Origin of the sequence: Sporotomaculum syntrophicum, from assembly GCF_009932395.1 — a bacterium.
GTDB lineage: Bacteria > Bacillota > Desulfotomaculia > Desulfotomaculales > Desulfallaceae > Sporotomaculum > Sporotomaculum syntrophicum.
Genome location: NZ_LSRS01000006.1, coordinates 1 through 12898, shown reverse-complemented (window position 1 = coordinate 12898; position 12898 = coordinate 1). Strand labels below are relative to the sequence as shown.

Below are 12898 nucleotides of genomic sequence, written 5' to 3'. Positions count from 1 at the left end.
CATATATCTGTGACCGGAAAATCGGAAAACAATTATTAAAATATTGCAGCTCATCTCAGGGGGTAAAATAATGCTGGTTAACAAGATCATGACGCCATTAAGCGTCAGTCTGCGTCCCGAGCAGCCGGCTGCAGAGGCCTGGCAACTTATCCGGCAGCATAAAATTACCGGCCTGCCGGTGCTAAGCCCAAACGAAGAAATTATAGGCATGGTGACCAGAAATGATCTCATTGAATGGGGAGCAAAGGTTTTTGAACAGAACACCACAGTAGCCGATATTATGCAAAGCCCGGTGCAGACCATTGGCGAAAATGATTCCTGGGCCAACGCCTGGGCCATACACGGGCAGGCTTTTCCCGTGGTTAACCAGGATAACCGCCTGTGCGGCTTTCTTGCCAAAACCAGGGTGGGGTGTGAACTGTTAAACAAAGCCAACTCCATACAACTCCAGGTAGATACTATTTTAGATTCAGTAAACAACGGTATTATCGCCATCGATAACAACGGCGTAATCCGCCTGTACAACCAGGCTGCAGAAAAAATGACCAGGCTGCCCAAAAGCTCTGCCATGGGATGTCATCTGTCTGAAGTGATCAGCCTGCAGGGACTGCTGGATGTATTAAAAGACGGCAGGAGCCGCAAAGATTTTAAATTATCCATGACCTATACCCAGGGCAACCGCACCTACCTGACCAACCAGAGTCCCATTTATGAAAACGGACAAGTTGTCGGTGCCGTGGCTATATTCCAGGACATTTCCGAATTGGAATTTATTTCGGAAGAACTTGATTCAGTTAAACAATTAAACAAAAAGCTTGAGCTAATCATTGAGTCATCCTACGATGGCATTATTATTACTAATGCCGATGGAATGATCATCAGGGCTAATCAGGCACACGAGCGAATCATCGGTATACCCTCGGCCAAAATTCAAGGCCAGCCCATGGACTACCTGATAGAAAAAGGAGTCTATACCCATTCCATCGTCGAAGCTGTGCTCGCTGCAGGTGAACCCGTTACCGTGGTGGAAAAGGACCAGTTTTTAATCACCGGCAGTCCTGTACAAAACCAGGAGGGGGAAACTGAGCGCATTGTAATTAACATTCGTGACCTCACCGAGCTTAATGAACTGCGGGAACAGCTCAGGCAAACCAAGGAAATGAGCGAGCGCTACCAGGATGAGATTAACGAGCTGCGAGGCCGGCTATTAAAACAAGAAGGGTTGGTTTTTAACTCCCCCAAAATGCAGGAATTGTTACAGACCGCCGTACGCCTGGCCAGTGTTGATACCACAGTGCTGATTCTGGGCGAATCCGGGGTAGGCAAGGATGTTTTTGCTAAAACGATTCATAATAACAGTAAACGCCAAAACGGGCCCTTTATTACCGTCAACTGTGGGGCTATACCAGAAAACCTGCTGGAATCGGAGATGTTTGGCTACGAGCGGGGCGCTTTTACCGGGGCTAACCGCGAGGGCAAGGCGGGTATGTTTGAGCTAGCCAACAACGGCACATTATTTTTGGATGAGATTGGTGATTTACCCATCAGTTTTCAAGTTAAACTGCTACGGGCGATCCAGGAAAAAGAAGTGCTCCGGGTGGGCGGCAGCAAGCCCAAGCCCATAAATGTACGCATCCTTGCGGCCACCAACCGCAACCTGGAAACAATGGTCAAGGAAGGCCAGTTCAGGGAAGATCTGTACTTCCGGATCAACGTGGTACCGTTAAATATTTGCCCACTTCGGGAACGCAAAGAAGATATCATTCCGCTGGCCTGTACCTTTATACAAAAATATGAGAAAAAATACGGCATTCGTAAAAGAGTTAGTCCCCGGGTTTATGATGCCCTGCTGAATTATTACTGGCCCGGCAATGTCAGGGAACTTGATAATATGATGGAAAGGCTGCTGGTAACCACCGCTGACGATGAAATTTCCGTAGAACACCTGCCGGCGCATGTTTTTGAAAACCTGGAGGACAAGCAGCCTGAAGTTTATGTCAAGGGGATCATGCCGCTTAAAAACGCGGTGCTGGAGGTAGAGCGGCAGCTAATCAGCACCGCCATCAAGGAATGCGGCAGCGCCAACCGGGCAGCCCAGGCCTTAAAGGTAGACCAGTCCACCATCGTACGCAAAATCAGCCGACTGAAGCAAAGCGGCCTGGCTTTATAAACCAGGCCATTTCTTCGTTAATTCTCAGTGCTAGCCCACTACCTCATAACCGGCTTCCTGAATCGCCTTGGCGATCTGCTCCCGGTCTGCCGAACCGGTTACCGAGACTTCTTTGTTAACTAAATCCACCTTTACGTTTTCCACACCGGCAAGGCCTTTAACTGCCTTTTCCACGGCCATTTCACAATGGCGGCAGCTCATGCCTTCAACTTTTAGCGTCTGGTTCATCTCCGCATCTCACCTCCTTGCCATGCAGCTGCTTACCAGGTAAAATTCCGTTCAGCAATGGAGCCTTCCTATGTTCATGGCTGCCTGCTTCGGGACAATATTTATCCTCTGTCCTGGTTAGAATAAAGAACAACAACAAAAATTTAGCCAGGGAGGTTAACACCATGCAAACCGAAAACAGCAGCAAGCCAATTATTAAAAAAAGCAATCTTGATAAATACCATGCCAAATCAGTCCATATTGACGATACCAGCGGACAAACTACAGCTCCGGACCATTACGGCAGTGGCGCGGTATACGTAGCCAAGGAGAACAAGGAAGATTAAAAGGGCGTAAACCAATACCAGCCTACCCTTGCAGACGGCCCGTGCGCCAAATGCGGTTAGGAAACTATTTGTTCGGTAAAAGCGGCTACAATAGCCTCGTCAACCTGTTGCATTATCTCCGGCTTAGCGTAAAGCAGCCGGGCAGTATCTTCAAAGGAAAGCTCCGGGTCATCCTCGGCCAAAAGCGCCCAGACCACAGTAATAAAGGCATGCAAATTCACTTGCTTAAGCTCCTCAATGGCAGCTTCTGCAGACCCGTACTTTTCGTTAATCCGGGTTATCGTTGCTTCGGTAAGCTTAAAATTACGTGCCCGGTCCAGCATTACTTGCGCCATAACAGCGGCCTGGCCTCTACTTTGCCAACTTCTCTCCCTACCAGGCCTAACTCCCTTCTATAGCGTATTTAATCATATACAACCAATTATAAGACCAATACCTAAACGCGCGACAGGGCGGTTCCGTCGTCTTCCTTTGGGTCCATCCAGCGAGTGGGGCGCCAGCCCCACCCCTACAACCATCCCCATGGCGAAGCTTACCTTTAATTACGTTTTAGTACTAAGTAACATCTCTGTTTGCTGCCATTAACTGTATTAACTTAATATGCACTCAGCCTGATTATGCTAATCAGCTACGTTGATATCAATTTATCATAAAACCCAAGGTTATCCAAGTATAGCAAATAAGAAAAAGCGAAAAGCAGGTTGACAGACAGTGCTTCTGATTGCCCCCTAATTTCACCGGCTAAGCGTGCGGGTTGTCGTAAGCCCGCAGTAAAATGCCCGCCAGTTCTTCAATCAGGGGCATGCGCGGATTTGCGCCGGTAGACTGGTCCTCAAAAGCATTCTCGGCCAGCTCGGGCACCTTTTGCTTGAACAGTGCTTCGTTAACGCCGCACTGGGCAATGGTATCCGGTATACCAACCCTGGCCCGCAGTTTCTCGACGCCGGAGATTAGGCTGTTCACACCCTCTTCCACCGTGCGCGCCGGCATACCCAGAAAAGCAGCCATCTGCCGGTATTTTTCCGGGGCCTGGAAATATTCGTATTGCGGAAAAGAGGCGAACTTACTGGGTGGCCCAGCATTATACCTGATCACATGGGGTAGCAAAATAGCGTTAGCCCGGCCGTGGGTAATGTGAAACTCCCCGCCCAGCTTGTGGGCCAGGCTGTGGTTGATGCCCAAAAAAGCATTGGTAAAGGCCATACCAGCTATACAAGAAGCGTTATGCATTTTGCTCCGGGCTTCAAAATTATCCTTTTCCCCAAAACTGGCGGGCAAATAATTAAACACCAGTTCGGTTGCCTTCATAGCCATCGCATCGGTGTAGTCCGAGGCCATCACTGAAACATAAGCCTCCAGGGCATGGGTCAGCACATCAAGACCGGTGTCCGCGATAACCTCAGGGGGCAGTGTAACGACGAAATCCGGGTCAATAATCGCCACATCCGGAGTCAGCTCATAATCGGCCAGAGGATATTTGATATTCTCGCCCTTGTGGGTAATTACCGCGAAGGCGCTTACTTCCGAGCCGGTACCACTGGTGGTTGGTATAGCAACCAGCTGAGCCTTCCTCCCCGTTTTAGGATACTTGTAGGTGCGCTCGCGAATATCCATGAATTTCAGGCGCAGAAAATCAAACTCTACCTCGGGATGCTCATAAAACAGCCACATTGCCTTGGCGGCGTCAATCGGCGAACCGCCCCCCAGGGCGATGATGGCGTCTGGTCGGAACTGCTTCATCACCTCGACACCCTTCTGCACCGTTTCCACCGATGGGTCCGGCTCTACATTGGAGAATATTTCTATACTGACCGGGTTATTGCGTTTATTTAAATGGTAGACCACTTTATCCACAAAACCGAGCTTTACAATCCCCGGGTCGGTAACAATGAATGCCCTGGTTATGCCCTGCATTTTTTGCAAATACTGCACCGAGCCTGAAGTGAAGTAAATGCGCTCGGGTACCCTGAACCACTGCAGCTTGTCCCGTCGACCGGTAACCCGTTTGATATTAATCAGATTATCCACGCTGACATTGGAAGTAGTGGCATTTCGGCCCATCGAGCCGCAACCCAAGGTGAGTGAAGGTGTATTGACATTGTAGATGTCCCCGATTGCCCCGTGAGTGGACGGGGAATTGATGATAATCCTTCCGGTGCGCATGCGCCGGGAAAATTCGGCCAGCACATCTTTATCTTCGGTATGCAGCACCGCCGAATGGCCGAGGCCCCCAAAGCCCACAATTTCCTCACAACGCTTGATACCCTCCTGGTAACCGGCTACCTGGTAGCAGGCCAGGATAGGACTCAGCTTTTCCATAGACAGGGGATGTCCGGGCCCCACCTCCTCCTGAGGTGCCACCAGCACTTTGGTATCCATGTGCACTTCAAATCCCGCCATCTGCGCGATTGCAAAGGCGGGTTGTCCTACAATGGCGGGATTTAAGGCACATTTTTCACCTGTTACCGCCAACGCTTCAAGTTTACCCGTTTCTTGCTCGTTCAGAAAATAACAGCCATACTCTTGCATTAGGCTAGTGACTTCCTGGTAAATATCCCGGTCTATGATCACCGATTGTTCCGAGGCGCAAATCAGGCCATTATCGAATGTTTTACTTAGTATCAAGTCGGTTACCGCCCGCCTGATATTAGCTGATTTTTCAATATAGCAAGGCACATTACCCGGCCCTACCCCCAGAGCCGGCTTGCCCGTGCTGTAAGCTGCCCGCACCAATCCTGCTCCCCCGGTAGCCAGGATCAATTGCACTCCGGGATGGTTCATCAGGTAGTTGGTGGCTTCCAGTGAGGGCTGTTCTATCCAGCTAATGCAGTTTTCCGGTGCACCGGCAGCCAGCGCAGCGTTGTACATCACCCGGGCAGCTGACGAACTGCAGCTTTTCGCTCCGGGGTGAAAACTAAAAATCACCGGGTTGGCTGTTTTCAAGCAAATCAACGATTTAAACATGGTGGTGGAGGTGGGGTTGGTGACGGGTACCACGGCGGCAATCACCCCTACCGGCTCGGCCACCTCCATTAAGTCCTCTTCTTCATTTAGACTGATCACGCCGACTGTTTTTTTATATTTAATACTGTGGTAGATAGATTCGGTTGCAAAAATATTTTTTATCGACTTATCTTCATAAACGCCCTTTTTAGTTTCCTCCACCGCCAGCTTGGCCAGTTCCATGTGCCGGTCCAGACCGGCCAGGGCCATGGATTTGACTATGTCATCAATTTGCTCCTGGGAAAAACGCAGTAAAGCCTGCTGGGCCTGCACCGCCTTTTCAACCAGCCTGTCCACCATTAACTCATTCTCATCGCCAATATATTGGATCTCAGGATCGTTATTTGGCTCGCTCATTATAGCCCCTCGCTTTATTAAATTCTCAGCACATCGTTTTCCCTGTCATTGTTTACCTGATGGTGAAAGATTTCCTCAATGCTTTCTTCATCATAGCCGTCATCCGGCTTACTTTTCAGCTGGCTGACCACCTTGATCACGCCCCGGGCTTTGGATGCGCTGGCTATCGCCTCTTGCTCTTCCTCCGGCGACGCTGCCCTGCCCACCAGAAAGACCGTACCATCCACCGTTTTAGCCCCCACGTGGCGCAAGTTTACCCGGGGATTAGCCTCCAGTTCCTCCATGACCTCCATATTCACCGCACTATCGTTAATTGCCCCGTCCGTGCTTACCGCCAGATCCAGCTCCACACTTTTCACCCCGGGCATCCCGGCAAGCTTTTCCCGCAGCCTGTTTTGCTCGGCGAGCGCGTCCACCACGCCGCTCACCTGCACTTCACCATCAATGACATTGGCCTTTAAAGCATAACCCCGCAAATCCTGATCATTATCTAGCATTTGTTGGACTTTCTGCTGCATTGCTGTATCCCTGTCATCAGATTTACCCGGCATCAGGCACCAGTCCTTTCCTTTTACATGTATAGTATTGCTAACCACAAGCTGTCACGAAATATTTTAGCTTAATGCTTATTATGGCCGGGCAGTTATTTGTGTATGAGTTAAAAAAAATGTGTTATGATATGGAGAAAACGATACAATAATAACGTTTGCGGAGGGGCCGACATGGAAGGCATACTGGAATGGTACGAGTTCTGGCATAATTACCGGTACCATAACGAGATAAATTTTGTCGTCTATATACCGCTACTTTTTTTTGCTGCGGTACTGGATACTAAAAAGATTTAACGCTGCACTGACTAACAGAAGGGATAAAAAAGACCTGGCTCCTTATATACAATCCCTGATTAACTGGGGTACATTTTACGCCATAATTATCTACGCCATTGTTTACTTTGAAAACACCTTTTGGATAGATAAAACCTGGTCTAAAGTTGGAAATACGGAGGTTAACACGCTAACCTTCATCATCCCGGCCATCATCATCAGCCTGAGCATCAAGTTTTCCAACTTTCTGTCCCGCTTCTTCATGCAGCGGGTTTATATCAGGCATGAAATGGACCAGGGCATGCAATACACATTTAACCGACTGCTGCACTACATCATTATCGTAATTGCTGTTTTGGTGTCCTTGCCCTTGATTGGCTTCAACTTAAGTACGCTCACTGTTTTTGCCGGGGTAGCCGGTATCGGGATCGGCTTCGGCCTGCAGAACATTATCTCAAACTTTATATCCGGTTTGATCTTGTTATTTGAACGTCCCAACAAAGTGGGAGATAAAAACAACGACGTACCCTGCGATGTGTAGCAAATTAATATTCGCTCCACCGTAGTGACCACCGGCAAAAATGAGCATATTATCATCCCCAACAGCCACTTTATCGAAAATCAAGTCACCAACTGGTCCTACGGTGACCCCAAAATAATGGAAACCATTCATCTTGGTGTAGCTTACGGCTCAAACGTGCGGCTGTTGGAACAGCTGCTGCTGCAGGACGCCGACGAGCACGAAAACGTACTGGAAAGCCCGGCACCCAAGGTGAGCTTTCTCAATTTTGGCGCGTCCTCATTGGAGTTTAGCTTGTCCTTCTGGGTATCGGAACCTGTATTGCGCTTTATGACCAAAAGCGATCTGAACTACCGTATCAACGAACTGCTGCAGGAACATGGCATAGAGATCCCCTTTCCTCAGCACGACATCCACCTGCGCAGTATCAATATGGCCCCGTTGAAAAACAATATGCAGTGGGAAGTAGAAATTAATGATAAGCTAGACGAGTAATCGCGTTGGCCAGCGCGGCGGCCCCGAAACCATTATCAATATTAACTACGCCGACCCCGGGAGCGCAACTGTTCAGCATGCTGAGCAGCGCCGCTAACCCCTGGAAGCTGGCTCCGTAACCCACACTGGTGGGCACGGCAATCACGGGCTGCTCCACCAGACCACCCACCACGCTGGCCAGGGCCCCATCCATACCCGCCACCACAATGATCACCTGTGCCCACTTAAACATCTCCAGTTGATCAAACAAACGGTGGATACCCGCCACTCCTACGTCATAGCACCGGCGCACCTGGTTGCCCATGACCTCGGCGCTGACAGCCGCCTCTTCCGCCACAGCCAGGTCAGCCGTGCCGGCCGTCACCACCAGCACCTTGCCCCCGGGCACAGGCCCCTCGCCGCGCCGGACCACTATGATACGGGCCAGTTCCACATAAACCGCATCCTCACAAACAGTCTGCACCGCAGTAAAAACCTCCTGCCCGGCACGGGTAGCCAGAACAGTGTGATTGCTTTGCTCTAACCTCTGAATGATTTCCACAACCTGAGCCGTTGTTTTACCCTGGCAGAAAACCACCTCCGGGAAACCCTTGCGCAATGCACGGTGGTGGTCCAGCTTGGCAAAACCAAGATCTTCATAGGGCAAAGACTTCAGCTTATCCAGGGCCGCATCGACATCTAGCCGGCCCTCATGTACCTCGATTAATAATTTTCGCAAAGCTTCGCTGCTCATCATCCATCCCCTAACCAGCATATATTTAGGCTTCTGTTGTTTACTGTTTACATTATAACTAGTTTCCATCGCCTGTACGCAATAATCACTCTGCTTTGGTGAAAAAATAATCTCGGAGGTGATACAGTGTCTAAGGACAAAAATGCCCAGGAGATGAACAGGATTAACCGGGAAGCCAATGAGGAAGCAGCCCAGGATTACCTACGCTTAAAATTGAACGAAATTGACAACTGCGACGAAGACAGTAAGTAGCAGGCGACACACAAGAAAAGCACGCCCATTTTCGTTCCCTCTGCGCGCGCTTTTCAGTACTTTAAATCTTTGTACTTGCCATAAATATGGCAAGCATAATTTCCTAAAGTAAGAAAAAGCCCCCGCGCGGGGCTTTTTCTTACTCATTCTTCAAGCCGGTTTTCTCGGACATTTCCATTTTGACGCCTTTGTTCATGTCGTGCTGATGCTCGCTGTGCAGCTGGGCTTGCTGGGACTTAATCTCCCTGGCCCGCGGAGCCCCCACCGGCCGGTGTATATCCTCCTGCAACTCGGGCCGAGGATGTTTAAAATCTACGTGATAGGGTCTTTCTGCCATTTGTTTATCCTCCGTCCCACAAAGTTTTTATGCTATTATGGTAGACACCCGGCATTATTATGCTCTGTCAAGCACCTGAATACTCTGCCACAAAACCCCCGCTATGCCGGCCTCCCTTAAATAGCCACTATACCCAGCTCTTTTGATCACCTAAGGCTGGCCTATTTTCTCCTAAATACCAAACTTGCTAATGCATTGCAACATCTGTCAACAGTGCATATATTTATTCAATGCTTTGCCCGTCCATTTATTCTATAATTTATATGCGAATTAAAATTTTTGTAAGGAGGCCATTATGATAGCACCGTGGAAACGACTTCTTTCTCTGGCCCTTGCCGCTTTAATGTTCTCATTTTTGGTAATTAGCGTACCTTCCTCCCAGGCCGCTCCGCTGCCGTTAAAACAAGGCCACCGGGGCGCGGCTGTACTTGACTTACAGAAGCAGCTTCAGCACCTGGGTTACCTGCAAACCCAACCTACCGGTTATTTTGGCCCCATCACCACGAAATCAGTAGTCAAACTACAGGCCGATTATCAATTAAAAGTTGACGGTGTTGTCGGACCGCAAACCAATCAAATAATCAACAAATTACTGGGTTATGCACCCGCACCGCCGTCCAATGTTCCAGGGACCAAATCGTCAAAGGAAGTGCTTGGCTTCTACGTGGGCAGTGAGCCCTCCATACCATCTTCTTACGCCACCGTGGAAAAGCACAAGGACAAGCTAACCTCCATATCCCCGTTCTGGTACAGGTTGGCTAGAAACAACCCGGGCCAGCTGGAGAAGTACGGCAACGATACTGCCCAGGAAATCCAGCAAGTAATGAAGCTGGCCAAAGAAAACAATATAAAAAATTATGCCCTGATACATAACCTGCTTTACGGTGGGTCAGTGGGGCGGAATGTGCTGCATTCAGCTCTGGCCGACCCAAAAACCCGATGGACACTGGTTATGAATATATATAATCTGCTGAAGGATAATGGTTTTGATGGTGTATGTATTGATATTGAAGATATGCATGCCTGGGACCGGACGCTGTATAACCAATTTTTAGCCGAGCTATCCGCCCAGCTAAAACCGTCGGGTTATGAAATAATTGTCTGCGTGCCTGCCAAGACAACGGACAAAACTACCGGCGGCTGGGGTGACAACTTTGATTTTACCAAAGTTGGCCGGTATGCCGATATGGTAGCCGTGATGGCTTACGATGAGCACACCGCGGGGAGCAAGGCGGGTCCCATAGCATCCCCGGCCTATCTGGAGCGAGTAATTAAATATGCCCTGACCAAGCTACCGCCGGAAAAGATCCTTCTGGGCGTTGCCGGCTATGGTTTTGATTGGAATTACGGCCTGGGCAACTCCCGTTATATCTCTTATCAGATGGCGTTGGATACCGCTAGAAAGTATGGCAAAAGCGTGCAGTGGAGCACAAGCGGACAGGCTCCCTATTTTACCTACACCGACCAGAAAGGCAACTGGCACTGCGTTTACTTTGAAAACTCCAGCAGCATGGCTTTTAAGCTGGACGCGGTAAATAAGTACAATTTAAAAGGTATTGCCCTGTGGCGCCTGGGCATGGAAGACCCGGATAGCTGGCGGCTCATCGCCGGTAAATTGGGAAAATCCTAAGCAAAATACGCCCTCGTGGCTTTACCATAGAGCTCCCCACCAAAGCCCTTATTCCCGCGAAGGAATAAGGGCTTTGCTTGATTTTTGTATAGCTTGTACAAAATCAAAGGACAGTATTTCAGTCCTTTACGAATAATCAACTGTACCGCCCTGTTTTGTATTATGCAAAATCTCAAAGCTCCGGTCCGTTTTAATATTTAATTGCGGATATGCCATGGCAATTCCCGCAGCCTGGAAATATTCCAATATTAATCTTCTAAATTCCCTTTCTAAAAACCAGTAATGAGTTGGGTCAACAACTGCTGTAACTGTGAACACCACACCCCGCTTATCCTTGTTGATATCCGTAATGCCATAAACCTGAGGTGCTTCTACAAATGAACCGTCTCCCAGCTTAATCAATTTATCGGCATGTGCACCGGTAATATTCCGACAAACTTCATTCAGCGTATTAAATACATTGTGTAAATCTTCCTCAAAGGGTACCGCAACTGAAACGACGGTACGCAAATGACCACGGTTATAATTTCTAACTGTTTTAATTTCCGAATTAGCGATATAAAACTTTTTGCCGCTCCATTCCCTAATGGTGGTCATGCGCAAACCCAATTCCTCTACCGTTCCGGATACTTGATCGTTAACTTCAATGAAATCACCCACATGAAACTGGTCTTCAAACATGATAAAAAAACCTGTAATAATATCCTTAACCAGGTTTTGCGCACCAAAACCCACGGCCAAACCCACAATACCGGCACTTGCCAGCAGAGGAGCAATGTTAATTTCAAAAACTGCAAGCATAGTAAGAACTGCCACAATATAAATAACGTAACGAGTTCCCGAAAGCAACATCGTCCTAAGTGTATTGGCTTTATTAATATCGTGAGTAGACCGGTCAAAAATTTTATTAACCAGGGTAAGCCGCAGTCTAAGCAACAAATAGGTAATTAAAAAAATAATTCCGGTGTACATCAATTTAGCTAATACTAATTGGAAATTAGCATTGACATAATCTAAGAATAACAGATACTGACCCTGCCAAAAATCCATAGAAACTAACCCCACCTCTTCAATTAACCTTCATCACTAACATTCATCTCCAATTATTAACTCAAATTTCGCACCATAGAAAATACCGTTAAGCCATATAAAATCAGGCTTATCACAGATAAAAAAGCACTATAGACACAAAAAGTGCATCCTCGTTTGGTAAAATGTTAAGTGACCAAACAAAACATGTCAAACGGAAAGGATGCACAAGTAAATGTTACACCAAATTGATCCGTCTGAAAAGGTTTTATCTCAAGTGGCAAAGCTATTCAAAGCGTTAAAGATCAATCAACTACTTCATGCTGCCAATATCCGCAAAGCAAGCGGTATAAGTACTCAACAAATTTTTGAGTTCATCTTTCTACTGGTTTTTCACGGTAAGAAAATGAACAATTTCCTTGCCAGCAAACGTGGTCAGGATTTACCTGGCAAAGATGCATATTATCGTTTTCTTAATAATCCTAAATACTCGTGGCGAAAGTTCTTGTTGCAGCTTGCCCTTAAGGTTACCGATGCATTTAACCTTCTTACCTCTGACAAAAGAGTTCGGGTATTTATTCTTGATGATTCAATACTTTCAAGACCCAGAAGCAAGCAAGCCGAGCTTCTAGCCCGTGTTTTTGATCATACAAGCCGTCAGTTTATAAAGGGATACACCCTTCTGACACTGGGCTGGTCTGACGGATACAGCTTCGTTCCTGTGGATTTTGCCATGCTCAGCTCAGCCAAAACGCAAAACAGACTGAATGATGCTTCGAGTACTATTGATAAAAGAACTAATGGTGCAAAGCGGCGTTCAGAGGCCATTATGGAAAAACCCCAAAATGCCCTCCGTTTACTTGATAACGCCTTGAATTCCGGTATCACAGCCGACTACGTTTTGATGGACAGCTGGTTTACCAATGAACCGATGATTACATCCCTACTTAAAAAAGGTCTTCATACCATCGGTATGGTTAAACAGATGAATCAA

At 47.9% G+C, this 12898-nt stretch carries 13 protein-coding genes and 1 pseudogene; 7 read left to right on the top strand and 7 right to left on the bottom strand.

Features of this window, described 5'->3' with window-relative positions; translation table 11 throughout:
* Positions 1 to 70: 70 nt before the first annotated feature.
* On the top strand, positions 71 to 2170 hold the full coding sequence (locus SPSYN_RS12540; protein ID WP_161822846.1) for a sigma 54-interacting transcriptional regulator: 2100 nt from the start codon (positions 71 to 73) through the stop codon (positions 2168 to 2170).
* A gap of 30 nt (positions 2171 to 2200) precedes the next feature.
* On the opposite strand, the gene SPSYN_RS12535 is transcribed toward SPSYN_RS12540, so the two are convergent.
* Positions 2201 to 2398, bottom strand: coding sequence for a CopZ family metallochaperone (locus SPSYN_RS12535; RefSeq protein WP_161822845.1), 198 nt, complete (start codon positions 2396 to 2398; stop codon positions 2201 to 2203).
* Between the two features lie 164 nt (positions 2399 to 2562).
* Between SPSYN_RS12535 and SPSYN_RS12530 the strand changes: the two genes are divergently transcribed.
* Complete coding sequence (locus SPSYN_RS12530; protein WP_161822844.1) at positions 2563 to 2724, top strand: hypothetical protein; 162 nt, start codon at positions 2563 to 2565, stop codon at positions 2722 to 2724.
* A gap of 56 nt (positions 2725 to 2780) precedes the next feature.
* Here SPSYN_RS12530 and SPSYN_RS12525 read toward each other — a convergent pair whose 3' ends face one another.
* The 3 genes from SPSYN_RS12525 to SPSYN_RS12515 all read right to left on the bottom strand — a co-directional run bounded on the left by SPSYN_RS12525 (position 2781) and on the right by SPSYN_RS12515 (position 6635).
* Complete coding sequence (locus SPSYN_RS12525) at positions 2781 to 3059, bottom strand: hypothetical protein (protein ID WP_161822843.1); 279 nt, start codon at positions 3057 to 3059, stop codon at positions 2781 to 2783.
* A gap of 406 nt (positions 3060 to 3465) precedes the next feature.
* Positions 3466 to 6084 carry a bifunctional acetaldehyde-CoA/alcohol dehydrogenase gene (gene adhE / locus SPSYN_RS12520; RefSeq protein WP_161822842.1) on the bottom strand — a complete coding sequence of 873 codons (2619 nt, stop codon included), beginning with the start codon at positions 6082 to 6084 and terminating at the stop codon, positions 3466 to 3468.
* Between the two features lie 17 nt (positions 6085 to 6101).
* Entirely contained in the window at positions 6102 to 6635 is a 534-nt protein-coding gene (locus tag SPSYN_RS12515; RefSeq protein ID WP_161822841.1) for a BON domain-containing protein, read from the bottom strand.
* Between the two features lie 535 nt (positions 6636 to 7170).
* On the opposite strand from SPSYN_RS12515, the pseudogene SPSYN_RS16370 reads away from it, so the two are divergent.
* Positions 7171 to 7488: pseudogene (locus tag SPSYN_RS16370) on the top strand (mechanosensitive ion channel family protein); the annotation flags it as partial.
* Positions 7489 to 7566: 78 nt separating this feature from the next.
* Entirely contained in the window at positions 7567 to 7923 is a 357-nt protein-coding gene (locus SPSYN_RS16365; RefSeq protein ID WP_341478889.1) for a mechanosensitive ion channel family protein, read from the top strand.
* Here SPSYN_RS16365 and larB read toward each other — a convergent pair.
* The gene (larB, locus tag SPSYN_RS12500; protein WP_161822966.1) at positions 7901 to 8656 is read right to left on the bottom strand and encodes a nickel pincer cofactor biosynthesis protein LarB; all 756 of its coding nucleotides are present in this window, start codon (positions 8654 to 8656) and stop codon (positions 7901 to 7903) included. The genes SPSYN_RS16365 and larB overlap by 23 nt on opposite strands.
* 126 nt (positions 8657 to 8782) lie before the next feature.
* On the opposite strand from larB, the gene SPSYN_RS16275 reads away from it, so the two are divergent.
* Positions 8783 to 8908 carry a hypothetical protein gene (locus tag SPSYN_RS16275; RefSeq protein WP_279279291.1) on the top strand — a complete coding sequence of 42 codons (126 nt, stop codon included), beginning with the start codon at positions 8783 to 8785 and terminating at the stop codon, positions 8906 to 8908.
* Positions 8909 to 9047: 139 nt separating this feature from the next.
* Here the strand turns inward: SPSYN_RS16275 and SPSYN_RS12495 are convergent, their stop codons facing one another.
* Positions 9048 to 9245: a hypothetical protein gene (locus SPSYN_RS12495; RefSeq protein ID WP_161822838.1), complete on the bottom strand. Its 198-nt coding sequence runs from the start codon at positions 9243 to 9245 to the stop codon at positions 9048 to 9050.
* Positions 9246 to 9540: 295 nt separating this feature from the next.
* Between SPSYN_RS12495 and SPSYN_RS12490 the strand changes: the two genes are divergently transcribed.
* Positions 9541 to 10875, top strand: coding sequence for a glycosyl hydrolase family 18 protein (locus SPSYN_RS12490; RefSeq protein ID WP_161822837.1), 1335 nt, complete (start codon positions 9541 to 9543; stop codon positions 10873 to 10875).
* A 126-nt stretch (positions 10876 to 11001) separates the two neighbouring features.
* On the opposite strand, the gene SPSYN_RS12485 is transcribed toward SPSYN_RS12490, so the two are convergent.
* Positions 11002 to 11925, bottom strand: a complete 924-nt coding sequence (locus SPSYN_RS12485) for a mechanosensitive ion channel family protein (RefSeq protein WP_161822836.1) — start codon at positions 11923 to 11925, stop codon at positions 11002 to 11004.
* A gap of 214 nt (positions 11926 to 12139) precedes the next feature.
* Here SPSYN_RS12485 and SPSYN_RS12480 point away from each other — a divergent pair.
* The coding region (locus SPSYN_RS12480) for an IS4 family transposase (RefSeq protein ID WP_161822835.1) at positions 12140 to 12898 on the top strand (759 nt) is incomplete at its 3' end.

Excerpts from the sequence above, each read along its gene's own strand:
- SPSYN_RS12485 (WP_161822836.1), bottom strand. The coding sequence starts at position 11,925 with ATGGATTTTTGGCAGGGTCAGTATCTGTTATTCTTAGATTATGTCAAT.
- adhE (WP_161822842.1), bottom strand. The coding sequence starts at position 6,084 with ATGAGCGAGCCAAATAACGATCCTGAGATCCAATATATTGGCGATGAG.
- SPSYN_RS12530 (WP_161822844.1), top strand. The coding sequence starts at position 2,563 with ATGCAAACCGAAAACAGCAGCAAGCCAATTATTAAAAAAAGCAATCTT.
- SPSYN_RS12515 (WP_161822841.1), bottom strand. The coding sequence starts at position 6,635 with ATGCCGGGTAAATCTGATGACAGGGATACAGCAATGCAGCAGAAAGTC.
- larB (WP_161822966.1), bottom strand. The coding sequence starts at position 8,656 with ATGAGCAGCGAAGCTTTGCGAAAATTATTAATCGAGGTACATGAGGGC.
- SPSYN_RS12540 (WP_161822846.1), top strand. The coding sequence starts at position 71 with ATGCTGGTTAACAAGATCATGACGCCATTAAGCGTCAGTCTGCGTCCC.
- SPSYN_RS12535 (WP_161822845.1), bottom strand. The coding sequence starts at position 2,398 with ATGAACCAGACGCTAAAAGTTGAAGGCATGAGCTGCCGCCATTGTGAA.
- SPSYN_RS12525 (WP_161822843.1), bottom strand. The coding sequence starts at position 3,059 with ATGGCGCAAGTAATGCTGGACCGGGCACGTAATTTTAAGCTTACCGAA.
- SPSYN_RS16365 (WP_341478889.1), top strand. The coding sequence starts at position 7,567 with ATGGAAACCATTCATCTTGGTGTAGCTTACGGCTCAAACGTGCGGCTG.
- SPSYN_RS12495 (WP_161822838.1), bottom strand. The coding sequence starts at position 9,245 with ATGGCAGAAAGACCCTATCACGTAGATTTTAAACATCCTCGGCCCGAG.
- SPSYN_RS12490 (WP_161822837.1), top strand. The coding sequence starts at position 9,541 with ATGATAGCACCGTGGAAACGACTTCTTTCTCTGGCCCTTGCCGCTTTA.